General features: G+C 70.7%; 20 protein-coding genes. 11 read left to right on the top strand and 9 right to left on the bottom strand.

Features of this window, described 5'->3' with window-relative positions; translation table 11 throughout:
• The first annotated feature begins 2 nt into the window (after positions 1–2).
• Genes pdhA through ACWEBX_RS09170 form a run of 3 tightly spaced genes read left to right on the top strand, consistent with a single transcriptional unit; the run spans position 3 to position 3679 of the window.
• Positions 3–1232, top strand: coding sequence for a pyruvate dehydrogenase (acetyl-transferring) E1 component subunit alpha (pdhA, locus tag ACWEBX_RS09180; RefSeq protein ID WP_451884265.1), 1230 nt, complete (start codon positions 3–5; stop codon positions 1230–1232).
• Positions 1233–1234: 2 nt separating this feature from the next.
• Positions 1235–2215, top strand: coding sequence for an alpha-ketoacid dehydrogenase subunit beta (locus tag ACWEBX_RS09175; RefSeq protein ID WP_451884264.1), 981 nt, complete (start codon positions 1235–1237; stop codon positions 2213–2215).
• 9 nt (positions 2216–2224) lie between these two features.
• On the top strand, positions 2225–3679 hold the full coding sequence (locus ACWEBX_RS09170; protein WP_451884263.1) for a dihydrolipoamide acetyltransferase family protein: 1455 nt from the start codon (positions 2225–2227) through the stop codon (positions 3677–3679).
• A gap of 200 nt (positions 3680–3879) precedes the next feature.
• Here the strand turns inward: ACWEBX_RS09170 and ACWEBX_RS09165 are convergent, their stop codons facing one another.
• The gene (locus ACWEBX_RS09165) at positions 3880–4779 is read right to left on the bottom strand and encodes a D-alanyl-D-alanine carboxypeptidase family protein (RefSeq protein WP_451884262.1); all 900 of its coding nucleotides are present in this window, start codon (positions 4777–4779) and stop codon (positions 3880–3882) included.
• Positions 4780–4980: 201 nt separating this feature from the next.
• Between ACWEBX_RS09165 and ACWEBX_RS09160 the strand changes: the two genes are divergently transcribed.
• Together ACWEBX_RS09160 and ACWEBX_RS09155 are read left to right on the top strand one after the other, a co-directional pair.
• Positions 4981–5655: a GntR family transcriptional regulator gene (locus tag ACWEBX_RS09160; protein ID WP_451884261.1), complete on the top strand. Its 675-nt coding sequence runs from the start codon at positions 4981–4983 to the stop codon at positions 5653–5655.
• On the top strand, positions 5652–6950 hold the full coding sequence (locus ACWEBX_RS09155) for an MFS transporter (protein ID WP_451884260.1): 1299 nt from the start codon (positions 5652–5654) through the stop codon (positions 6948–6950). Before ACWEBX_RS09160 ends, ACWEBX_RS09155 begins: the two co-directional genes overlap by 4 nt.
• Positions 6951–7035: 85 nt before the next feature.
• On the opposite strand, the gene ACWEBX_RS09150 is transcribed toward ACWEBX_RS09155, so the two are convergent.
• A complete protein-coding gene (locus ACWEBX_RS09150; RefSeq protein ID WP_451884259.1) occupies positions 7036–7860 on the bottom strand; it encodes a maleylpyruvate isomerase family mycothiol-dependent enzyme in 825 nt (274 codons plus the stop codon).
• Positions 7861–8014: 154 nt separating this feature from the next.
• On the opposite strand from ACWEBX_RS09150, the gene ACWEBX_RS09145 reads away from it, so the two are divergent.
• Positions 8015–8830, top strand: coding sequence for a carbon-nitrogen family hydrolase (locus ACWEBX_RS09145; RefSeq protein ID WP_451884258.1), 816 nt, complete (start codon positions 8015–8017; stop codon positions 8828–8830).
• 74 nt (positions 8831–8904) lie between these two features.
• Here the strand turns inward: ACWEBX_RS09145 and ACWEBX_RS09140 are convergent, their stop codons facing one another.
• Both ACWEBX_RS09140 and ACWEBX_RS09135 read right to left on the bottom strand, forming a co-directional pair.
• Positions 8905–9399: an LURP-one-related/scramblase family protein gene (locus ACWEBX_RS09140; protein ID WP_451884257.1), complete on the bottom strand. Its 495-nt coding sequence runs from the start codon at positions 9397–9399 to the stop codon at positions 8905–8907.
• Positions 9396–10439 (bottom strand): helix-turn-helix domain-containing protein, encoded by a 1044-nt coding sequence (locus tag ACWEBX_RS09135; protein ID WP_451884256.1) that lies wholly within the window; start codon positions 10437–10439, stop codon positions 9396–9398. Before ACWEBX_RS09135 ends, ACWEBX_RS09140 begins: the two co-directional genes overlap by 4 nt.
• A gap of 51 nt (positions 10440–10490) precedes the next feature.
• On the opposite strand from ACWEBX_RS09135, the gene ACWEBX_RS09130 reads away from it, so the two are divergent.
• Positions 10491–10901, top strand: coding sequence for a cupin domain-containing protein (locus ACWEBX_RS09130; RefSeq protein WP_451884255.1), 411 nt, complete (start codon positions 10491–10493; stop codon positions 10899–10901).
• A 62-nt stretch (positions 10902–10963) separates the two neighbouring features.
• Positions 10964–12787 carry an NHL domain-containing thioredoxin family protein gene (locus ACWEBX_RS09125; RefSeq protein WP_451884254.1) on the top strand — a complete coding sequence of 608 codons (1824 nt, stop codon included), beginning with the start codon at positions 10964–10966 and terminating at the stop codon, positions 12785–12787.
• Between the two features lie 6 nt (positions 12788–12793).
• Here ACWEBX_RS09125 and ACWEBX_RS09120 read toward each other — a convergent pair whose 3' ends face one another.
• The 4 genes from ACWEBX_RS09120 to ACWEBX_RS09105 all read right to left on the bottom strand — a co-directional run bounded on the left by ACWEBX_RS09120 (position 12794) and on the right by ACWEBX_RS09105 (position 18389).
• Entirely contained in the window at positions 12794–13039 is a 246-nt protein-coding gene (locus tag ACWEBX_RS09120; protein WP_355765090.1) for a DUF6458 family protein, read from the bottom strand.
• A gap of 128 nt (positions 13040–13167) precedes the next feature.
• The gene (locus ACWEBX_RS09115) at positions 13168–14808 is read right to left on the bottom strand and encodes a hypothetical protein (RefSeq protein ID WP_451884253.1); all 1641 of its coding nucleotides are present in this window, start codon (positions 14806–14808) and stop codon (positions 13168–13170) included.
• A 130-nt stretch (positions 14809–14938) separates the two neighbouring features.
• Positions 14939–16234 (bottom strand): M18 family aminopeptidase, encoded by a 1296-nt coding sequence (locus ACWEBX_RS09110; RefSeq protein WP_451884252.1) that lies wholly within the window; start codon positions 16232–16234, stop codon positions 14939–14941.
• Positions 16235–16562: 328 nt separating this feature from the next.
• The gene (locus ACWEBX_RS09105) at positions 16563–18389 is read right to left on the bottom strand and encodes an acyl-CoA dehydrogenase (RefSeq protein ID WP_451884251.1); all 1827 of its coding nucleotides are present in this window, start codon (positions 18387–18389) and stop codon (positions 16563–16565) included.
• A gap of 142 nt (positions 18390–18531) precedes the next feature.
• Here ACWEBX_RS09105 and ACWEBX_RS09100 point away from each other — a divergent pair, with 142 nt between their 5' ends.
• The 3 genes from ACWEBX_RS09100 (at position 18532) to ACWEBX_RS09090 (ending at position 21389) form a co-directional block, all read left to right on the top strand.
• Positions 18532–19023 carry an SseB family protein gene (locus ACWEBX_RS09100; RefSeq protein WP_451884250.1) on the top strand — a complete coding sequence of 164 codons (492 nt, stop codon included), beginning with the start codon at positions 18532–18534 and terminating at the stop codon, positions 19021–19023.
• Positions 19024–19177: 154 nt separating this feature from the next.
• On the top strand, positions 19178–20149 hold the full coding sequence (locus ACWEBX_RS09095; RefSeq protein ID WP_451884249.1) for a pirin family protein: 972 nt from the start codon (positions 19178–19180) through the stop codon (positions 20147–20149).
• Between the two features lie 112 nt (positions 20150–20261).
• Complete coding sequence (locus ACWEBX_RS09090) at positions 20262–21389, top strand: AI-2E family transporter (RefSeq protein ID WP_451884248.1); 1128 nt, start codon at positions 20262–20264, stop codon at positions 21387–21389.
• Here ACWEBX_RS09090 and ACWEBX_RS09085 read toward each other — a convergent pair.
• A complete protein-coding gene (locus ACWEBX_RS09085) occupies positions 21278–23641 on the bottom strand; it encodes a SpoIIE family protein phosphatase (RefSeq protein ID WP_451884247.1) in 2364 nt (787 codons plus the stop codon). The genes ACWEBX_RS09090 and ACWEBX_RS09085 overlap by 112 nt on opposite strands.
• Between the last annotated feature and the right edge of the window lie 19 nt (positions 23642–23660).

The following is a 23660-nucleotide window of genomic DNA, read 5'->3' as shown; positions in this document are numbered from 1 at the left end:
ACGTGACCGTGGAGAGCACTGCCGCGCGCAAGCCGCGACGCAGCGCCGGTACGAAGAGCGCCGCGAGCGCCAGTACGACCGGTACCAAGAGCGCCGCGAGCAGGAGCGCCGGCGCGGCCGCCAAGAAGTCGCCCGGGGCGACGGGCGGCGAGCCGGAGCTCGTTCAGCTGCTGACCCCGGAAGGCAAGCGGGTCAAGGACGCCACGTACGACCCGTACGTCGCCGACATCACCCCCGAGGAGCTGCGCGGCCTGTACCGGGACATGGTCCTGAGCCGCCGCTTCGACGCGGAGGCCACCTCCCTGCAGCGCCAGGGCGAGCTGGGCCTGTGGGCCTCGATGCTCGGCCAGGAGGCCGCCCAGATCGGCTCCGGCCGCGCCACCCGCGACGACGACTACGTCTTCCCGACCTACCGCGAGCACGGCGTCGCCTGGTGCCGCGGAGTCGACCCGACCAACCTGCTCGGCATGTTCCGGGGTGTGAACAACGGCGGCTGGGACCCGAACGGCAACAACTTCCACCTGTACACGATCGTCATCGGCTCGCAGACGCTGCACGCCACCGGCTACGCCATGGGCATCGCCAAGGACGGCGCCGACTCGGCCGTGATCGCGTACTTCGGTGACGGCGCCTCCAGCCAGGGCGACGTCATGGAGGCCTTCAACTTCGGCGCCGTCTACAACGCGCCGGTCGTGTTCTTCTGCCAGAACAACCAGTGGGCGATCTCCGAGCCGACCGAGCGCCAGATGCGCGTGCCGCTCTACCAGCGCGCTCAGGGCTTCGGCTTCCCCGGCGTCCGCGTCGACGGCAACGACGTCCTCGCCTGCCTCGCGGTCACCAAGTGGGCGCTGGAGCGGGCCCGCAGCGGCGAGGGCCCCACCCTGGTGGAGGCCTTCACCTACCGCATGGGCGCGCACACCACCTCCGACGACCCGACCAAGTACCGGGCCGACGAGGAGCGCGAGGCGTGGGAGGCGAAGGACCCGATCCTGCGCCTGCGTGCCTACCTGGAGAGCGCGAACCACGCCGACGAGGCGTTCTTCGCGGAACTCGAGACCGAGAGCGAAGCGTTGGGCAAGCGAGTACGCGAGGTCGTACGGGCCATGCCTGACCCGGACCACATGGCCATCTTCGAGAACGTGTACGCGGACGGGCACGCGCTCGTCGACGAGGAGCGAGCCCAGTTCGCCGCCTACCAGGCGTCGTTCGCGGACGCAGGGGAGGGCAAGTAGCCATGACGACGGAAAAGATGGCGCTGGCCAAGGCGATCAACGAATCGCTGCGCACGGCCCTCGACGCCGACCCCAAGGTCCTCATCATGGGCGAGGACGTCGGCAAGCTCGGTGGTGTCTTCCGGGTCACCGACGGTCTCCAGAAGGACTTCGGCGAGGAGCGGGTCATCGACACCCCGCTCGCCGAGTCGGGCATCGTCGGCACCGCGATCGGCCTGGCCCTGCGCGGCTACCGCCCGGTCGTGGAGATCCAGTTCGACGGATTCGTCTTCCCGGCGTACGACCAGATCGTCACCCAGCTCGCGAAGATGCACGCGCGGGCGCTCGGCAAGATCAAGCTCCCCGTCGTCATCCGCATCCCGTACGGCGGCGGCATCGGCGCCGTCGAGCACCACTCGGAGTCCCCGGAGGCGCTGTTCGCGCACGTGGCGGGCCTGAAGGTGGTCTCTCCCTCGAACGCCGGCGACGCCTACTGGATGATGCAGCAGGCCATCCAGAGCGACGACCCGGTGATCTTCTTCGAGCCCAAGCGGCGCTACTGGGACAAGGCCGAGGTCAACAAGGACGCCATCCCCGGTCCGCTGCACAAGGCGCGGGTGGCGCGCGAGGGCAGCGACCTCACCCTGGTCGCGTACGGCCCGATGGTGAAGGTCTGCCTGGAGGCCGCCGCGGCCGCCCAGGAGGAGGGCAAGTCGATCGAGGTCTTGGACCTGCGTTCGATGTCCCCGATCGACTTCGACTCGATCCAGGTCTCGGTCGAGAAGACCCGCCGCCTGGTCGTCGTGCACGAGGCACCGGTGTTCCTGGGGGCGGGCGCGGAGATCGCGGCCCGCATCACCGAGCGGTGCTTCTACCACCTGGAGGCGCCCGTTCTGCGGGTCGGCGGCTACCACGCCCCGTACCCGCCGGCCCGCCTGGAGGAGGAGTACCTTCCGGGCCTGGACCGGGTGCTCGACGCCGTCGACCGCTCGCTGGCGTACTAGGAGAGAGTCGTGACGACGATGACTGAGAACGCGTCGGGACTCCGCGAGTTCAAGATGCCCGATGTGGGCGAGGGACTCACCGAGGCGGAGATCCTCAAGTGGTACGTCCAGCCCGGTGACAAGGTCACCGACGGGCAGGTCGTCTGCGAGGTCGAGACGGCCAAGGCCGCGGTCGAACTGCCGATCCCGTTCACCGGTGTGGTGAGCGAGCTCCGCTTCCCCGAGGGCACGACGGTGGACGTCGGCCAGGTGATCATCGCGGTGGACGTGTCCGGTGGCGCGGCGCCCGCGCCGGCGGCCCCGGCCGCCGAACAGGCACCTGCCGCTCCGGCTGCTTCCGTCGCTCCTGCGGTGGAGGCGGCCCCCGCCGAGGAGGCCAAGCCCGCGGGCCGCACGCCGGTCCTCGTGGGGTACGGCGTGGCGGTGACGTCCACCAAGCGGCGCCCCCGTAAGGGAGCCGAGGTCCCGGACCTGCCGAGCGGGACGCTCTACGCGGCCACCGCGATCCAGGGCGAGCTCAACGGCCACGGCACCGCGCCCGCCCAGCAGCGGCCGCTCGCCAAGCCCCCGGTCCGCAAGCTCGCCAAGGACCTCGGCGTCGACCTGGCGACGGTCACCCCGTCGGGCCCGGACGGCATCATCACGCGGGAGGACGTGCACGCTGCGGCCGCCCCGGCACAGGCGCCCGCTCCGGTCGCGGTCCCGCAGGCCCCGGCTCGCGTCGAGCCCCAGGTTCCGGCCCCGGCCGCGTCGTACGACGGCGCGCGGGAGACCCGGATCCCGGTGAAGGGCGTCCGCAAGGCGATCGCCACCGCGATGGTGGGTTCGGCGTTCACCGCGCCGCACGTCACCGAGTTCGTGACGATCGACGTGACGCGCACGATGCGCCTGGTCGAGGAGCTCAAGCAGGACAAGGACATGCAGGGGCTGCGGGTCAATCCGCTGCTGCTCGTGGCCAAGGCCCTGCTGGTCGCGATCAAGCGCAACCCGGGCGTCAACGCGTCCTGGGACGAGGCCAATCAGGAGATCGTCCAGAAGCACTACGTGAATCTGGGCATCGCCGCCGCCACGCCCCGTGGCCTGATCGTGCCGAACATCAAGGACGCCCACTCCAAGACCCTGCCGCAGCTGGCCGAGTCGCTGGGCGAGCTGGTGGCCACGGCCCGCGAGGGCAAGACCTCACCGGCCGCGATGCAGGGCGGCACGGTGACGATCACCAACGTGGGCGTCTTCGGCGTCGACACGGGCACGCCGATCCTCAACCCCGGCGAGTCCGCGATCCTCGCGGTGGGCGCGATCAAGCCGCAGCCCTGGGTCCACAAGGGCAAGGTCAAGCCCCGTCAGGTCACCACGCTGGCGCTGTCCTTCGACCACCGCCTGGTCGACGGCGAGCTCGGCTCCCGGGTCCTCGCGGACACCGCGGCCGTCCTGGAGCAGCCCAAGCGGCTGATCACCTGGGCGTGAGCCGACCGGCCGCGCGGGTCTGACCCCCGTCGGCCGGCCGGAAGCGATCCGTATCCGCCGAGGGCGCCTCTTCCCGCACGGGAAGAGGCGCCCTCGGCATGTCGGGCTCGGTTTCCCGGGCGGCCCGAAACACCGGAGGGGCCCGCCGCGCACCGCCCGGCAGGCCCCTCTGGTGTGTCTGTTCCCGCTGTCCGCTCGCCTTAGCGGGCGAAGGCGTAGTTCATCAGCTTCTTGGCGTCGGACGTGCGGTTGGTGATCGACGTGGAGGCGAGCACCGTGCCGATGACCGTCTTGCCGTTGCGGGTGGCGGCGAAGACGAGGCAGTACTTCGCCTCGGGACCCGAGCCGGTCTTGACGCCGATCGTGCCGGAGTAGCCGGTCAGCAGCGGCTTGTTGGTGTTCTCCCACGTGTAGTAGCGGTAGCCGCCACTCGCGGTCGTCACCTTCTGCTTGGTGGAGACGGTCTTGACGACCGTCTTGAACGTCGAGCTCTTCATGGCGCTGCTGGCGAGCTTCGTCAGGTCGCGCGGCGTCGAGTAGTTCGCACCGTGGCCGACGCCGTCGAACGAGTCGAAGTGCGTGTTCGTCATGCCGAGGCTGTGAGCCGTGGTGTTCATCTTGCCGATGAACGACTTCACGCGGGCGGCGCGGGTCGTGCCCGAGCCGAACTGGTCGGCGAGCGCGTAGGCGGCGTCGCAGCCGGACGGCAGCATCAGACCGTAGAGGAGCTGACGGACGGTGACCTTGTCACCGACGATCAGGTTGGCCGAAGAGAGGTAACCGTTGTCGACGATGTAGTTGCTGTACGCGCTCGAGACCGTGACCTTGGCGTCCAAGTTCAGGTTCGTCTGAGCGAGTACGACCTTGGCCGTCATGATCTTCGTGGTGGAACCGGTGGACAGCTTGGTGTTCTCTGCCTTCTTGTAGAGAGTCGCACCGGTCCCGTTGTTCATGACATAGCCGCCCTTGGCGGTGATCGTGGGCGTGGCGACGGCCCCCGCGGGCGCGGCGCCGAAGGCTCCGGCTGCCAGCACGGCGCCGGTCGTGAGGGTCACAGCGGCGGCCCTGCGGAAACGCGTGCCCTTAATGCCGGTAATCAAAATGAACGCTCCGAATGCGCGAAATGCCCCTGAGAGAACGGCACGTAGGGATGCCGTCCCACGTTCAGACTCGCGGAGAACGCAAAGGGATGTGCGGCGAACGGAGGAAATTCCAGTGACCTGGGTTACAGGCAGGGGCCGTTGGGGTCCGCATGCTGAAATGCTCCGGGCATGCGTACGTGTTGTATCTATGATGTGCGCATGCCTTCAGCCCCTCCCGCGCCGGCGCGGCCCCCCGTGAAGCAGCCTCCGGCAGCCGACCGCGTCTACGCCCACGTCAAGGACGGGGTCCTGGAACGCCGTTACGAGGGCGGGGCCCTGCTCACGGAGGGCGAACTCGCCGACGCGGTGGGCGTATCGCGCACCCCCGTCCGGGAGGCGCTGCTCCGCCTGGAAGCCGAAGGGCTGATCAGGCTCTACCCGAAGAAGGGCGCGCTCGTCCTGCCGGTCTCCGCCCAGGAGATCGCCGACGTGGTCGAGACCCGCCAGCTCGTCGAGGAGCACGCCGCGCGCAAGGCCGTACCGGCGTCGCCGCAGCTCCTGGCCCGTCTGGAGGAACTGCTGGACCGGCAGAAGGAGCAGGCCGCCGCCGGTGACCTGGCCGGCGCCGCCGTCACCGACCGCTGTTTCCACGCCGAGATCGTCCGCAGCGGCGGCAACGAGATCCTCTCCCGGCTCTACGACCAGCTCCGCGACCGGCAGCTCAGGATGGGAGTCGCCGTGATGCACGCCCACCCCGACCGGATCACCAAGACGCTCGTCGAGCACGAACAGATTCTCCAGGCGCTGCGCTCCGGCGACGCCGACGCGGTCGTCGGCCTCATCCACGGACACGTGAGCTGGTTCTCCAACCTGGCGCGGGGCGAGGTCCGATGAGCTCCCCGGCCACCCTGCCCGGCGACCCGCCCGGCGGCCGGCGCGCGATCGCCGTCTGGGGCATCGGCGTCTCGGTCTACTTCGTCGCGGTCATCTTCCGTACGTCCCTGGGGGTGGCCGGGCTCGACGCGGCGGACCGCTTCCACGTGGGCGCTTCCGCCCTGTCCACCTTCTCCATCCTCCAACTCCTCGTGTACGCGGGCATGCAGATACCGGTCGGGCTCCTCGTCGACCGGCTCGGCACGAAGAAGGTGCTGACCATCGGCGTCCTGCTGTTCACGGCGGGACAACTGGGCTTCGCGTTCTCCTCGTCGTACGGCATGGCGCTCGCCTCGCGCGCCCTGCTGGGCTGCGGCGACGCGATGACGTTCATCAGCGTGCTGCGGCTCGGCACCCGGTGGTTCCCCGCCCGGCGCGGACCGCTCGTCGCGCAGCTCGCGGGTCTGGCCGGCATGGCGGGCAACCTCGTCTCGACGCTCGTGATCGCCCGGCTGCTGCACGGCGTGGGCTGGACGGCCGCTTTCGCCGGCAGCGCCGCCGCCGGTGTGGTCGTCCTCGTCCTTCTGCTGCTGTTCCTGGAGGACCACCCCGAGGGCCACAGCCCGGAGCCGTTCCCGCACCGGGGCGCCGCCTATGTCCGCCGGCAGATCCTCGCGTCCTGGCGGGAGCCCGGCACCCGGCTGGGTCTGTGGGTGCACTTCACCACCCAGTTCCCGGCGATGGTGTTCCTGCTGCTGTGGGGGATGCCGTTCCTCGTCCAGGCGCAGGGCCTCACGCGGGCCACGGCCGGTGAGCTTCTGACCTTCGTGGTCCTGGCCAACATGGGCGCCGGGCTGGTCTACGGGCAGGTCGTCGCCCGGCACCACGCCGCGCGGCTGCCGCTGGCCCTGGGCACGGTCGCGGCGACGGCCGTCGTGTGGGCGGGGGTGCTGGTGTACCCGGGCGAGCACGCGCCGATGTGGCTGCTCGTCGTGCTGTGCGTGGTGCTCGGGTTCTGCGGGCCGGCCTCGATGCTCGGCTTCGACTTCGCTCGACCCGCGAACCCGCCGGAGCGTCAGGGGACCGCGTCCGGGATCACCAACATGGGCGGTTTCGTCGCCTCGATGACGACGCTGCTGGCCATCGGCATCCTGCTCGACGCCACCGGCGACGACTACCGGATCGCCTTCTCCGCCGTGTTCGTGCTCCAGGCGCTCGGCCTCAGCCAGATCTTCCGGCTGCGCAAGGAAGCGGCCCGCCGGGAGCGGGAGCGGCTCGTGGCCAGCCGGGTGGAGACGGTGCACGTACCGGCGTGACCGCCCGCCGAGGGGCACGTCGTGCCGCGGAGCGGGACGGACGGAGGGCGGGGGAACCGCCCCCGCCCCGTTGCCCGCGTTGCTCCTACGGCGTTACGGCGAGGCTGCGCAGGATCGCCGTAGTCAGTTCCGGGTCACCCTCGGCCTTGATGCGGTCGGACACGGCGTCGGGTTTGACGCGGCCGCAGGTCAGCCGGACGAAGGTCTCCCAGTCGAGGGCGAGGCTGACGGCGGGACCGAGGGAGGGCGAACCGTCTATCGAGCCGCGCCCGTCGGCGTCCACGCGGACGGTGCGGAGGAACTCGACGGGACCGTGCACGTCGAAGACGACCGCGGAGTTCGCCGGAGCCCCGGCGTTCTTGGCGACGATCTTCGGCAGCGCGGCCAGGAGCTGGTCCCGCACGATCTGCGAACCGGGGGAGTCGAGGTTGCCCGGCCGGCCCAGCGTGTACCGCAGGTCCTGCTCGTGCACCCACACGTCGAACGCGCGGTTGCGCATCGCGTGTTCCAGGGTGACCTCGGTGCCGAGCGGGCCCCGCACCTTCGCGTCGGGCTGCCGCGACTCGTTCCGGAGCTGCCGGTTGCGACGGATGATCGTGTACTCCAGCTCGGAGGTCATCTCCGGCGCCGTGTGGTGACGGCGCACGTCGACCTGCATCTCCATGTACCGCTGGTGTTCGTTCGTCACGTGGTAGAGATCGCGGGGAAGCGTGTGGATCGGCCGCGGGTCGCCGAGCATCTCGCAGTCCAGCCCGATGACATGCGAGACGATGTCACGGACCGACCAGCCGGGGCACGGAGTCCGCCGGTTCCACTCGCCCTCCACAAGCGGCTGCACCAGCTCGGATATCGCTTCGATCGAGTGGGCCCAGGCGTCGGCGTAGGACTGAAGACTCGGATGCAGACTCACGGAACGGGACCCCTCGGGCGGTTGGACGCGGGCATTTCACAGGCAGCGGGTGTCTTGGGACGCTAAGTTACGCTGCTGTGAGGCACCCCGGCAGTGCTTTCGTGTGACGATCGTAGGCCCGTATCGACGGCTCGAATGCCAGGACGGTGGTAGTGTGCGCGCCTCGCTCCTCCAGATCGACGTAAACGACGACGAAACGGTCGCGGACCGCAGACGCCGCGTGGCGGACCTGGTACGCGATCAAGCCGGAGTCGATCTCGTCGTGCTCCCCGAACTCTGGACCACCGGCGCCTTCGCCTACGAGGAGTTCGGGACGCGGGCCGAGCCGCTGGACGGGCCGACCCACGAAGCGATGAGCAAGGCGGCGAGCGACGCGGGCGTGTGGCTGCACGCCGGCTCGATCCCCGAGCGCGCCGCCTCCGGGACCGGCCCGGAGACCGAGGCCCCCCTCTACAACACCTCCCTCGTCTACTCCCCCGCCGGCGAACGCGTCGCCGCCTACCGCAAGATTCACCGCTTCGGCTTCGACAAGGGCGAGGCCGTGCTGATGGGCGCGGGCACGGACCTGGTGACCGTGCGGCTGCCGGAGACCGTCATCGGCGTCGCCACCTGCTACGACCTCCGGTTCCCCGAACTCTTCCGCGGACTCGTCGACGCCGGGGCGCAGACCTTCGTCCTCCCGGCCGGCTGGCCCGAGCGGCGCCGCTCCCACTGGACCCTGCTCGCCCAGGCACGCGCCGTCGAGAACCAGGCGTACGTCCTTGCCTGCGGAACGGCCGGTACGCACGCGGGAGTTCCCCAGGCCGGTCACTCGATCGTGGTCGACCCGTGGGGTGAGGTCCTCGCCGAGGCGGGTCCGGGCGAGGAGATCCTCACCGTGGAGTTCGACCCGGCGAAGGTCGCGGAGACCCGGGAACAGTTCCCGGCCCTGAAGGACCGTCTGCTGGGCCTGGACACCCCGACCCGCTGACCCGTGCCCCGCTGACCCACGCCCTGCCACGGACCGGCCGGCACCCGCCCCGTCGCTGCCGGCCGGCCCTGTCCTCAGTCGTCCCCCCGTTCCTTCTCCGCCAGATGGATCACGCACACCGCGACCGCGATGAGCAGTGCCGGATCGGCGTCCTCCCGTACGACGTCGACGCCGTAGGTGTCGCGCAGGTGCAGCCGGCGGCGGGAGATCTGGGCGAGGAGTTCGTTGTCGTAGTCGACGGCGAACTCGCGGTCGAGGATCTTGCCGCTGACGTCGAGTTCGGTGCCGTCGACCAGCGACACGCGATAGTGATTGCGGAGCAGGGACAGCCGCTTGCGCTTGATGGTCGCGAGCGGATCGCCGTCCCGCTCGATGATCATGGTGTCGCGCAGCGCGAGCATCTTCTGGTGGATGTCGATCAGAACGCGTCCGCGGGTGTCCTTGAGCTGGAAGGTGTCCCGCAGTCGCATGGCCTTGCCGTCGACGAGGAAGACCTTGTTGCCGTGGTCGTCCTCGATCCAGTAGTCGTCACCGAAACCGAGCAGCCGGTCGCGTACGAGGTATCTCATGCCGTCACCGGTTCCCCGGTGGGCGTTCCGAAACGCCGCCGATAGGCCGACGGGCTGAGTCCGGTCGCCCGGCGCACCCGCTCGCGCAGGTTCGCGGCGGTCCCGAGCCCGCTGCGGTCCGCCACCACGTCGAGCCGGACCTCGCCGCGCTCGATGAGCCGGCAGGCGAGGGCGACGCGCTGCGCCGTCAGCCAGGCCAGCGGTGTCGTGCCGAGCTGGTCGCGGAAGCGGCGGTGCAGGGTCGCCGGACTGACCGCGGCGTGCGCGGCGAGGCCACCGACCGTCAACGGATCGGCGAGCCGCTCCTGTGCCCAGGCCAGCAGGGGTGCCAGCGACGTGTCGGGCACGTCGGGCAGCGGCTGTCGTACGAACTGGCGCTGGCCCCCGTCGCGGTGCGCGGCGAACACCAGCCGGCGCGACACCGCGTTGGCGATCTCCGCGCCGTGATCCCGGCGAACGAGATGCAGCCCGAGATCGAGCGCGGCCGCGCTGCCCGCCGCCGTCAGCACGTCCCCCTCGTCCACGAACAGCACGTCCGGGTCCAGCAGCACGTTCGGGTGCAGTTCCCGGAAGACGTCCGTCCAGCGCCAGTGCGTGGTGGCGCGCCGTCCGTCGAGCAGCCCCGCCTCGGCGAGCGCGAAGGATCCGGTGCAGAAGCTCACCACCCGGGCGCCGCGCGCGTGGCCGCGCCGGATGGCGTCCAGGACGACGGCCCGGCGCGGTACGACGTTGTCGGGACGACCGGGGACGACGAGGGTGTCGGCGTCGTCCGCCGCGTCGAGGCCGGGCACTCCGCCGAGCGTGAAGAACCCGTGGTTCATCCGGACGCCGGGCGTCGGCGTGCACAGGGTCAGCTCGTAGAGCGGTTCGGGACGCCCCAGTTCGGGCCGGGGAAGCCCGAACAGCTCGGTCGCGACGCCGACTTCGAAGGGGTTCGTGCCCTCGTCGACGATGACGGCGACGCGATGCGGCCGTGACGCCGGTTTCCACCCCTCCGAGTGCTCCGGGCGGACGGCACGATGCGAGGATCCTTGCGGCATGAGCGATTTCTAGCACTCGCCGGGGTGCCGGAGGGCGCGGACGATGGACCCATGTCCAGCGCACCCGCCCGACGCGGCGAACCTGTTTCCCTCTCCACCGCCCTCGCCTCCTTCGACGAGTTGTGGAGCCCCCGCATCGTCACCGCCGTCAACGACTACGACGTCCGCGTCGCCAAGGTCGAGGGCGAACACGTCTGGCACGTGCACGACCACACCGACGAGTTCTTCCTGGTCCTGGAGGGCGAGCTGAGCATCGCGCTCAGGGAGCCGGCCGGCGAGCGGACCGTCGTCCTTCCCAAGGGCTCCGTCTGCACCGTCCCGCGCGGCACCGAACACAAGCCGTACGCCCCCGCCGGCGCGTCGATCCTCCTCTTCGAACCGACCGGCACCCTCACGGTCGGCGACCGCCACGACGAGATCCCCGCCCACGTGGACGCGACGACGGGGCACGCGCTGGGCTGACGGCCGGCGCGCGCCGGTCCGGGATTTCCGGAGCGTCGCGCCCTGGTGGCACCCTTGATCACATGAACGCTGCCTCTCCCGCCCCGCGCCGTGTCCGTGTCCGCGCTCCCGAGCTCGTCGGCAAGGGCGGGTGGCTCAACACCGGCGGGAAGGACCTGTCGCTCGCCGACTTCCGGGGCCGCGTTCTGATTCTCGACTTCTGGACCTTCTGCTGCATCAACTGCCTGCACGTCCTGGACGAGTTGCGGGAGCTGGAGGAGAAGCACCGGGACACCGTGGTGATCGTCGGGGTGCACTCGCCGAAGTTCGCGCACGAGGCGGAGCACCAGGCGGTCGTCGACGCGGTGGAGCGCTACGGGGTGGAGCACCCGGTGCTCGACGACCCGGAGCTCGCGACCTGGAAGCAGTACGCCGTACGGGCCTGGCCGACGCTCGTGGTGATCGATCCCGAGGGGTACGTCGTCGCGCAGCACGCCGGTGAGGGGCACGCCCACGCCATCGAGCGGCTGGTGGAGGAGCTGGAGGCCGAGCACGCGGCGAAGGGGACGCTGCGTCGCGGCGACGGGCCGTACGTGGCGCCCGAACCCGAGCCGACCGTGCTGCGTTTCCCGGGCAAGGCGCTCGCCCTGCCGAACGGCAATCTGCTGGTCAGCGACACGACCCGGCATCAGCTCGTGGAGCTGGAGGAGGACGGCGAGACGGTCGTCCGGCGCATCGGATCAGGTGTCCGGGGCTTCGTGGACGGCGGTGCCGAAGAGGCGGGGTTCAGCGAGCCGCAGGGACTCGCCCTGCTCGACGAGGGGGCGGTCGTCGTCGCGGACACCGTGAACCACGCGCTGCGCCGGGTCGATCTCTCGACCGGCGAGGTCACCACGCTCGCGGGCACCGGGCGCCAGTGGTGGCAGGGCTCGCCGACGTCGGGACCGGCGCGCGAGATCGATCTGTCCTCGCCGTGGGACGTGGCCCTGTTCGGCGGGAAGGTCTGGATCGCCATGGCGGGTGTGCACCAGCTCTGGGCGTACGACCCGCGGACGGGGACCGTCGAGGTCACCGCGGGCACGACGAACGAGGGGCTGGTCGACGGACCGGGGTCCGAGGCCTGGTTCGCGCAGCCGTCGGGGCTCGCCGCCACCGCGGACCGGCTCTGGCTGGCCGACTCCGAGACCTCGGCGCTGCGCTGGGTCGACCCGGACGGGAGTGTGCACACCGCCGTCGGCACCGGGCTCTTCGACTTCGGGCACCGCGACGGTGCCGCCGGACAGGCCCTGCTCCAGCACCCGTTGGGAGTCACCGCGCTGCCCGACGGGTCGGTCGCGGTCAGCGACACGTACAACCACGCGCTGCGCCGGTACGACCCCGCGACGGGTGAGGTGACCACGCTGGCCACGGACCTGCGGGAGCCGAGCGACGCCGTGCTCGTCGGGGACGACATCGTGGTGGTGGAGTCCGCCCGGCACCGGCTGACCCGGCTGCGGCTGCCCGAGGAGGCGGTACGGGTGGAGTCGGTCGCCCATCGCACTCGGCGCGCGGCCACCGATGTCACCCCGGGGGCCGTCCGGCTGGACGTGATCTTCCAGGCGCCCGCCGGTCAGAAGCTGGACACTCGGTACGGCCCGTCCACCCGGCTCCTCGTGTCCGCCACCCCGCCCGAGCTGCTGCTCGCGGGCGAGGGCGCCGGCACCGATCTCTCCCGGTCCGTCGAGCTGAACCCGGCCGTCCAGGAGGGCGTGCTGCACGTCTCGGCGATGGCCGCGTCCTGCGACGACGACCCCGCCAACGAGTACCCGGCCTGCCATGTCCACCAGCAGGACTGGGGTGTTCCGGTCCGTCTCACCGAGAGCGGTACGGACCGGCTGCCCCTGGTCCTCGCGGGCATGGACGGCTGACCCGGCTCAGACGCCGTAGCCGTCCGTGTACCCGTCACGGCGGCGCCGGTCGTCGTCCACGACCGTCGCGGTCGGCGGTACGACGACGCGCCTGCGCCGCGCGATGCTGCTGAAGGTCGTCACGCCGATCAGTCCGACGATCATGAGGATCACGCCGACGAGGTGAAGGTTGACCCCCTGCATGTGCCAGTCGGTCGCGAAGGTGAGGATCGCCCCCGCGGCGATCAGGATGATGCATCCGCCCAGGCCCATGGGTGTCGTCTCCTTGTGATGGCAACTCCGAGTCGTTCCGGACCCGTTCCGGGTACCCGGGACCTCGCGAGCCATGCGGAGGCGCTTCCTCACGTGCCGCGCGCCGCCGTTCCCGACGGCGGCGCGCGTCACCTCACGTCGACGTAGTCCTCGCGTCCCGAACTCACCAGATGGGTGCTGTTCGGATAGAGGAGCACCGCGACCCAGGTGCCGTCCTTCGAGGCCGTGAAGCCCTTGCCGAACGTGCCGTCCGTGCGGGTGGTCGCGTTGCCCATGTCGTACCAGCCGCTGGACCCCTTGGGCTTGAAGAGGATCTTCACCGTCTGGCCCGCGTAGGCCTTCCAGACGCCGGAGGTGTAGTGCTGCAGCTTGCCCTTGTAGGTGATCGTGCGGCCCTTGCGGACCGGTTCGGGGGAGGCGTTGCCGTCGGTGATCCGGGTCGGGGTGCGCGTGACGTGCACGACGGAGCTGTACGACTCCTGGAAGTCTCCGGTGGCCTTGAAGTGCGCCCGGTAGTAGCCCTTGGAGGACGTGGCGAAGGTGCCCTTGAAGGTCGCGCCGACGTCCGGCTCGAAGCTGCCGGGTGTGACCGTCTTCATCGTCTTCCAGCCGGTCTTCCCGTCGGCCGAGTACTGGAGGTCGACCTTGTCGTACATGCCCGCAGGGACGGACCTGCCGGTGTCCAGCAGGCCCTTGGCCGTCAGCTGGGCGTACTTGTCCAGACTCGCGGTGAAGTGGGAGATCGACGTCTTCCCGGCGACGTGCACCTTGACGGTCCGCAGCTCACTGAACCTCGTGAAGCTGTCGGCGCGCACCTGCACCTCGACCGTGCCGGACTTCGGCAGCGTGAGGCTTCCGCTGAAGCGGCCGTCGGCGCCCGTGACGGGCCGCGAGGCCACGCCGCGGGACTCGTCGGACCAGATCTCGTCCACCGTGGCTCCGGCCAGCGGTTTCCAGGCACCGCCGACGTACACCTCGGCGGTACCGGAGACGGTCGCCGCCTGCCCGGCCTTGAGGCTCAGTTCGGCCGCGTCCAGGGTCACGCGGGTGTTCGACTGGACGGCCCTGACCTCGACGCTCTCGTTGGCCCTGGACTGGTACCAGGGCTCGTCCGGCCGGAGCCAGGCGTTGACGGTGTCGCTGGACGCGCTGTCGACGTGGTACGTGTAGGTGAAACGGCCGTCGGCGCCGGTCCTGGCCGACGCGCCCGGGTCGCCGGAGATCTCCAGGTCCACGCGCGTGTCCGCCGCGGGCGTCGTGTTTCCGGTGCGCGGGTCGGTGACCGTGAAGCCGCCCGTGACGGTGACGTCCTGGTGCTCGTAGTCCGGGTCCTGTGGGGTGGCCCGCAGATCCGTGAGGTTCGCTTCGAGCTCGTACTCGTACCCGTACGTCCCCTGGGCGGTGGTGGTGTCCCCGTCGGCGTCGGTCAGGTCGACCACGACACGGTAGGCGCCGAGGTCGGCCAGGCGCAGCGGGGTGGTGGTCCGCCACATGTTCGCGAAGCTGGTGCTGGAGTCCGGGGTGAAGTCGCTGACCTGGGTGATCTCCGGGGCGTCGGCGGCGGAGCCCGGCGCGTACAGGTGTGCGGTGATCGACGTGATGGCGGTGTCGGACGAGGCGGACACCCACACCAGGCCGTCACCGGGGTGGTCACCGCTGCCGACGCCGTGCAGCACCGGCGCCGCCGACGCGTGCGCGACGGGCACCGGGCCGAGCAGCAGGCCGGCCGCGACGGAGGCGCAGGCGAGCGCCAGAGATCTTTTTCGCACGTGTGAGTCCCCCCACGAGACTGTTCAGAGATGTCGATCGTTGAAGATCGGATCGCATCGTACGCTGAGGAAACCATCTTTGAACAGGTTCAAAAATAACGGTTTCGTGAGGGGACCGGGGCGGCGGAACTCAGTCCTCCAGGAACGCTGTCAGCGCGTTGGCCAGCAGGTACGGGTCCTGAGCGCCGCACAGTTCGCGGGCGCTGTGCATGGACAGGATCGCCACGCCGATGTCGACCGTGCTGATGCCGTGCCGTGCCGCCGTGATGGGTCCGATGGTGGTGCCGCAGGGCATGGCGTTGTTGGAGACGAAGGACTGGAAGGGCACACCGGCTCTCTCGCAGGCCGCCGCGAAGACCGCGCGGCCGGTGCCGTCGGTGGCGTAGCGGTTGTTGACGTTCACCTTGAGGATGGGGCCGCCGTTGATCCGCGGGTGGTGCGTCGGGTCGTGCCGTTCGGCGTAGTTGGGGTGCACGGCGTGGCCGGTGTCGCAGGAGAGACAGAGGGTGCCGGCGAACGCGCGTGCCCGGTCCTCGTAGGAGCCGCCGCGGGCGAAGACAGAACGTTCCAGCACACCGCCGAGCAGCGGTCCGTCGGCGCCGGTGTCGCTCTGCGAGCCGTTCTCCTCGTGGTCGAAGGCGGCGAGGACCGGGATGTAGGACAGTCCGGAGCCGGCCGTCGCGACCGCGGCCAGCGCGGCCGTGGCCGCGTGCACGGACAGCAGGTTGTCCATGCGCGGCCCGGCGAGCAGTTCCTTGTCGCGGCCCAGGTAGGCGGGCGCCTCGACGGAGTGGGTCATCAGGTCCCAGCCGGTGACCTGGCCCGCGGGCAGCCCCGACTCCTCCTCCAGGAAGGAGATCAGGTCGCCCTCGCCGGCGTCGCCGAGTCCCCAGACGGGCTGGAGGTGGCGCTGCTTGTCGAGCTTGAGCCCCTCGCTGCTGACGGAACGGTCGAGGTGGATGGCGAGCTGCGGTACGCGCAGCAGGGGGCGGTCGATGTTGACCAGGCGGGTCGAGCCGTCCCGCAGCGACAGGCGTCCGGCCAGGCCGAGGTCGCGGTCGAGCCAGGAGTTCAGCAGCGGGCCGCCGTAGATCTCCACGGCGACCTGCCGCCAGCCGTGCGCCCCGGTGTCGGGCAGCGGCTTGACCCGCAGGTTGGGGGAGTCGGTGTGCGCGCCGATGATCCGGAACGGGGTGTGCGGCTCGGCGCCTTCCGGCACGTACCAGGCGATGATCGCCCCTCCGCGCAGCACGTACTTCCCGCCGGCGGACCCCTCCCACGCGTCGGTCTCGGCGACCTGACGGAATCCGGCCTTCTCCAGCCGCTCGGCGGCGGTCGCCACGGCGTGGTACGGCGTCGGGCTCGCCGCGAGGAAGGACATGAGGTCGTCGGTGTGGCTGCGGTCGAACCGGGTGGGTGCACTCATGGGTTCACCTTAACGACGCACGAAGGCCCGCTCCCGGGGTTGGGAACGGGCCTTCGTAAGGGGGATGTGAAGGGTGGACACCTTGGGACACCTGAACGGGCGGACAGGCGTCGGGCTGGTGCCCGCCCGTCCGGACAGGGGCCGGCGGGGCCTAGGTCGTGTCCGCAAAGTCTCGTCTGCCCGGCGACGCCTGGCACGCACTCTCGCCGCACCGGGCGAAGACCCAAGTACGTCCAGTACGAGGGTCTGCGCCCGGCACGCCGAGAGCACGCACCAGACGCCGCCGGGCCCGCCCTCCGGGCGGACGACGCGACTTTGCGGACACGACCTAGAAGGCGGCCTCGTCCAGCTCCATCAGGTCCAGGTCGACGCCCTCGGCGAGCTTGCGCGCACCGGTGACACCCGGCAGCACGGTGGTGGCGAAGAACTTCGCGGCCGCGATCTTGCCGGCGTAGAAGGGCTTGTCCTTGGCGGAGGCGGTCTCCAGCTTCTCCGCGGCGACGGCGGCACCGCGCAGCAGCAGGTAGCCGACGACCACGTCACCCGAGGCCATCAGGAGGCGGGTGGTGTTGAGGCCCACCTTGTAGATGTTCTTGACGTCCTGCTCGGTGGCGGCGAGGTCGGTCAGCATCAGGCCGACGATGGCCTCCAGCTCGACGGCGGCCTTGGCGAGCTGCTCGCGGGCGGCGGACAGCTCCTCGCCGCCCGTGCCGAGGGCCAGGAACTTCTTGATGTCCTCGGCGAGGGAGTTCAGCGCGGCGCCCTGGTTGCGGACGATCTTCCGGAAGAAGAAGTCCTGGCCCTGGATCGCGGTGGTGCCCTCGTACAGCGTGTCGATCTTGGCGTCGCGGATGTACTGCTCGATCGGGTACTCCTGCAGGAAGCCGGAGCCGCCGAAGATCTGGAGCGACTGGGCGAGCTGCTCGTAGCCCTTCTCGGAGCCGTAGCCCTTCACGATCGGGAGGAGGAGGTCGTTCAGGGCCTCGGCGGCGGCGGTGTCCTCGCCGGCGGCCTCCTTGACCTGGATCTCGTCCTGGATCGCGGCGGTGTGCAGGACCAGGGCGCGCATGCCCTCGGCGTACGCCTTCTGCGTCATGAGCGAGCGGCGCACGTCCGGGTGGTGCGTGATGGTGACCTTGGGCGCGGCCTTGTCCATGAAGTTGGCCAGGTCGGTGCCCTGGACGCGCTCCTTGGCGTACTCCAGCGCGTTCAGGTAGCCGGTCGACAGCGTGGAGATCGCCTTCGTGCCGACCATCATGCGGGCGAACTCGATGATGCGGAACATCTGGCGGATGCCGTCGTGCTTGTCGCCGATCAGCCAGCCCTTGGCGGGGTGGCGGTCGCCGAAGGTCATCTCGCAGGTGTTGGAGGCCTTGAGGCCCATCTTGTGCTCGACGTTCGTCGCGTACGCGCCGTTGCGCTCGCCCAGCTCGCCGGTCTCGAAGTCGAACTCGAACTTCGGGACGAGGAAGAGGGACAGGCCCTTGGTGCCGGGGCCGGCGCCCTCGGGGCGGGCGAGGACGTAGTGGAGGATGTTCTCCTCCATGTCGTGCTCACCCGAGGTGATGAAGCGCTTCACGCCCTCGATGTGCCAGGAGCCGTCCTCCTGCTGGATCGCCTTGGTGCGGCCGGCGCCCACGTCCGAGCCCGCGTCCGGCTCGGTGAGCACCATGGTCGAGCCCCAGCGCTTCTCGACGGCCAGCGTCGCGATGTGCTTCTGGACCTCGTTGCCCTCCTCGAAGAGGATGCCCGCGAACGCGGGGCCGGAGGAGTACATCCAGACCGCCGGGTTCGCGCCGAGGATCAGCTCCGCGTACGCCCAGATCAGGGAGCGGGGCGCGGTGGAGCCGCCGATCTCCTCGGGCACGCCGAGACGCCAGTACTCGGAGTCCATGAACGCCTTGTACGACTTCTTGAAGGAAGCCGGGACCGGCGCGGTGTTGGTCTCGGGGTCGAAAACAGGGGGGGTCCGGTCGGCGTCCGCGAAGGACTCGGCCAGCTCGTTCTCCGAGAGCCGGGTCAGCTCCGCGAGGATGCTCTTGGCGGTGTCCGTGTCCATCTCCGCGAACGGGCCGGTGCCGTACAGCTTGTCGCGCCCGAGCACCTCGAAGAGGTTGAACTCGATGTCGCGGAGATTCGACTTGTAGTGCCCCATGGCGACGGCTCCGTTAGGGATCGGCGAGGCACTGACTCCTCGCATCTGGTTCACGTACCAACAAGTAGCTTCGATAATGCTACCCGCCAGTAATAAGAAGCAACCCCGAGTGGGCCATATGTGGCCGACTACTCTTTGGCCCATGTACGGCTACGAGCAGAACGCAGGCGCCCAGCAGGGGTACGTCCCGCCGCAGCAGCAGATGCCCGGCCAGATGGCGGACGGGCAGATGGCGGGCGGGTACGGCCAGCAGCAGCCCCTGTACCCCGAGCCGTCCCCGCCGTCCCTGCCGGACGCGGTCCGCGCCTTCACCACGGGCGCCATGGCCGCCGAGGACTTCCAGCAGGTCTTCGCCACCTCGAAGGTCTACTGCCCGCGCGGCGACAACCCCGGGTTCCTCGCGCTGCACAACACCCAGCAGCCCGTCATCCCGATGTTCAGCTCGCTCAAGGAGCTGCGCCGGTACGCGGGCAAGGAGTCCAAGTACTTCGTGATCACCGGCGCCGAGGTGATCGACCTTCTTCCCACGGGCTACGGCTTCGTGATCGATATGGAGGGCAAGCACCGGATGGTCTTCGACGCGAAGGCCGTGGAGCAGATGGTGGACTTCGCGATGCGCCGTATGTACGGCTGACGGCCCCGCCGGGTGCCGTCGGCCCCTGGTGTCCGCTCGGCCGGATGCCTCTCGAACCTGTGACGCCCGGAGGGAATGCCCTCCGGGCGCGCGTCGTTACGGGTAGCAGAAAGTTCAATCCTCAACTAAACTCGAAGCACAAGGAGGTACCGACATGCCCGCAGTGACTGTCGAGAACCCGCTGGCCCTGCCCCGTGTGGCCGCGCCGGCCGACGCGGTGGACCGTCCGGTGCTGACCGTGACAACCGCGCCCCAGGGCTTCGAGGGTGAGGGTTTCCCGGTGCGCCGCGCGTTCGCCGGGATCAATTACCGGCACCTGGACCCGTTCATCATGATGGACCAGATGGGTGAGGTGGAGTACGCACCGGGCGAGCCGAAGGGCACCCCCTGGCACCCGCACCGCGGCTTCGAGACCGTGACCTACATCATCGACGGCATCTTCGACCACCAGGACTCCAACGGTGGCGGCGGCACGATCACCAACGGTGACACCCAGTGGATGACGGCCGGGTCCGGCCTGCTCCACATCGAGGCGCCGCCGGAGCACCTCGTGATGTCGGGCGGGCTCTTCCACGGGCTCCAGCTCTGGGTGAACCTGCCGGCCAAGGACAAGATGATGGCCCCCAGGTACCAGGACATCCGGGGCGGCACCGTGCAGCTTCTCAGCACCCCGGACGGCGGCGCGCTCCTGCGCGTCATCGCCGGAGAGCTCGACGGCCACCAGGGACCGGGCATCACGCACACCCCGATCACCATGGTCCACGCCACGGTCCGGCCGGGCGCCGAGATCACCTTGCCGTGGCGCGAGGACTTCAACGGCCTCGCCTACGTGCTGGCCGGACGCGGCAGCGTGGGCGCGGACCGTCGGCCGGTCCACACCGGCCAGACCGCCGTCTTCGGCGCGGGCTCCTCGCTGACCGTCCGGGCGGACGAGACGCAGGACTCCAACACGCCCGACCTGGAGGTCGTGCTGCTCGGCGGCCGGCCGATCCGGGAGCCCATGGCCCACTACGGCCCGTTCGTGATGAACACCCGCGACGAGCTCCAGCAGGCCTTCGAGGACTTCCAGAAGGGTCGCCTGGGGACGATCCCGGCGGTGCACGGGATGTCGGAGGGCGGGCTGTAGGCCACTCCGGGGCCCTTCCCGGGCCTTGATACGACCGGCGCCCCGCGGGGCCCACTCCCCCGTTCGGCCTTCGCGGGGCGCCGGTTCCGCTGACGCATGGTCAGCTTGCAGAGTGCAGCTACTCCCCGAGGGCGCCCGGCGGTTGGCGGCCTGGTGTGTCGTGATCCTGCTGGCCGCGGGGGTCGGCTGGGTGGGGATCCTGCTGTGCGGGGAGTTCCGCACGGCGGTGGTGCCGGTGCTCCTCGCGCTGCTCGGGACCGCCCTGCTCGGACCGCTGTACCGGCGGATGGTCAAGGCACGGCTCAACCGCTCGCTGGCCGCCGCCCTGACCTGCGTCGCGGTGGCCGTCGTGGTCGGCGGTGCCGTCTACGTCGTCGTCGCCGCGCTCATCCACACCGGCGCCCAGATCGTGTCCTCGCTCCGGCAGGCCTCCCGGTCCGTCGCCGAGCACTTCGGCGCGGCGGGCACCTCGCTCGACGACATCGCCGCCAACTCCGAGAACCTGCTGTCCAAGTTCGGCGGCACGGCCGTGTCCAACGTCGTCAGCGGCGTCAGCGTCGTGGCCGAGACCATCGCCATGGCCTTCCTCGCCCTGCTGCTCGTGTTCTTCTTCCTGCGGGACTCGCACCGGGTGGCCGGATCGCTCAGGTCGCTCGCGCCCCGGGGGACCGCCGACGTCGTCGAGGCCATGGCCCGGCGGGCCTACGGGGCCGTCGAGGGCTTCATGCGCGGAACGACGATCATCGCGCTCATCGACGCCCTCTGCATCACCGTCGGACTCCTGGTCCTGCGCGTCCCGGGCGCGGTCGGGCTCGGCGCGCTGGTCTTCGTGGGGGCGTACATCCCGTATCTCGGCGCGTTCATCTCCGGCACGGTGGCCGTCCTCGTCGCCCTCGCCGACCGGGGGTTCGTCATCGCCCTGTGGACGCTCGGGGTCGTCCTCGCCGTCCAGATGCTGGAGGGATACGGCCTCCAGCCGATGATCCAGAGCCGGCAGGTGCAGATGCACCCGGCGGTGGTGCTGCTGGCGATCACGGCGGGCGCGTCCGTGGCGGGCGTCCTCGGCATGCTGCTCGCCGTCCCTCTGACGGCGGCGGCCTTCGGCGTCGTGCACGAACTCCGTGCGCGCTATGCCCCGGAAGGACCGGACGGGCCGCCCGGGCCGGAGGGTTCGGAAGGACCTGGCAGACCCGGATTCCCCGGAGCGCCGGGAGCACCGGGACCGTCCGCGGACGCGTAGCCGCCGGCGTACTCGTCCGTCGCCTCCGTCGCCTCGGTGAACGCGTCCCACGTGTCGAGCAGCGCGGAGTCGCCCGGGGCCCCGGAGTGGCCGGAGTCCGCGTCCGGCTCCTCGGCGAACTCGAACCAGATGCTCTTGCCCTGGCCCCGCGGGTCCACCCCCCACGCGTCCGCGAGCATCTCGACGAGCACCAGTCCGCGTCCGGACGACGCCAGCTCCCCGGGATGGCGCCGGTGCGGCAGGGCGTCGCTGCCGTCGGTGACCTCGATCCGCATCCGCCGCTTGCCGGCTTCGCCCGCCACCTCGGCGACGAGCAGTGCGTCCGCGTCGGTGTGGACGAGGACGTTGGTGACCATCTCGGAGACGAGCAGGACCGCGGAGTCGAGCTGGTCGGCGGAGGCCCAGTCGTGCAGGAGCTCCCGGAGCTGCTGACGGGCGTCCGCGATCCGCTCGGGCTCGGCCTGCGCCACGGTCAGCATCGTGCGGCGCACCAGGGGGCGTAGGGGCGCCGTGTCGTCGGCGGCACCCGTGAGCGGCAGCCGGGACAGCAGCAGCACCGCGATGTCGTCCTCGCGCCGGTCGACCAGCGGACCGGTGGTGTGGTGGGAGGAGGGCCCGTGCACGGCCTGGACGAGTGCGTCGGCGAGGGTCTCCATGTCGCCGTCGTGGGATTCGAGGGTCCGGCGGATACGGCGCCAGCCGGTGTCGAGGTCGTGGCCGCCGGTCTCGATGAGCCCGTCGGTGCAGATCAGCATGGTCTCGCCCGGCTCCAGGAGGAGCCGGGTGGTCGGGTAGTCGGCGTCCGGGTCGATGCCGAGCGGCAGCCCGCCCGCCGTGGGCCGCATCAGCACGGTCCCGTCCGCCATCCGTATCGCGGGGTCCGGATGCCCGGCGCGCGCGATGTCCAGCGTCCCGGTCGCCGGGTCGACCTCGACGTACAGACAGGTCGCGAAGCGCACATCGGCGGGGTCCGCCGGTTCCTCGCCCGCGTCGGCGCCGCCGCTCGACCCGTAGGTCACCGAGTCGGTGACCCCGTAGAGGAAACGCGCCGCCCGTGACAGCACCGCGTCGGGACGGTGCCCCTCGGCGGCGTAGGCGCGCAGGGCTATCCGGAGCTGGCCCATCAGGCCCGCCGCGCGGACGTCGTGGCCCTGCACATCGCCGATGACCAGGGCGTAGCGGCCGGCCGGCAGCGGGATCACGTCGTACCAGTCGCCGCCGACCTGGAGGCCCCCGCCGGTCGGGACGTAGCGTGCGGCGACGCTCATGCCCGGCATCTGCGGGCCGAGCGTCGGCATCATCGAGCGCTGGAGGCCGTCGGTCAGCTCCCGGGCGGTCTCGGCGGCTCCGGCGCGGGAGAGGGCCTGCGCGAGCATGCGGGCGACGGTCGTCAGGACCGAGCGCTCGTCGGGCGTGAAGGTGACGGGGTAGGTGAAGGCCGCCATCCACGCGCCCATGGTGCTGCCGGCGACCGTGAGCGGCAGGAACGCCCACGACTGCCGCCCGAAACGCTGGGCGAGGGGCCAGGACGCCGGGTAGCGGTCCCGGTAGTCGTCGGGGGTGGAGAGGTAGACGGCGCGGCCCGTGCGGACGACCTCGGCGGCCGGGTAGTCCGTGGCCAGCGACATGTGCGAGAAGGGGCCCTCGTCGCCCGGCTGGTGCCCGTGGTGGCCGATGATCGTCAGCCGGTCGCCCTCCGCGCCGAAGACGGCGAGACCGTCCGGTGAGAACCCGGGCATCGAAAGGCCCGCCGCCACCCGCAGCACCTCCGCGGTGGACCGGGCCTCGGCCAGCGCCCGTCCGGCGTCCAGCAGGAACGCCTCCCGTGAACGGCGCCAGTCCCCGGTGACGGGGGTGCGCGCGGCCGCGCCCGGGGGCTGCTCGCTGACCTCCTGGAGGGTGCCGATCAGCTCGAACTGCCCGGTCTCGGGGTCGATGAGCGGCTTGGAGCGGCTGCGGACCGTGCGGAGCTCCCGGCCGTGCTCGTCCATGATCCGCATCCGGGCCTCGGCGAGGGTGCCCTCGGCCACCGCGAGCTGCACCACCCCGTCCATCTCGTTCCAGTCGACGGGGTGGACGTGGGAGCGCGCGCCCGCCGCGGTGAGGGTCGTCCGTTCCGCCGGCATGCCGATCAGCCGTGCCGCCTCCGCGTCGAAGGTGACGAGGCCCGAGGCGCTGTCCCAGCGCCACACGCCGGTGGCGAGAGTGGCCAGGACGTCCCCCACCGAGGGCAGGGGCTCACCAGTGCGCATGCGCCCACTGTAGGAACAG

Source organism: Streptomyces sp. NPDC005070, from assembly GCF_053600395.1.
This window is presented reverse-complemented; position numbering and strand designations above follow the sequence as displayed.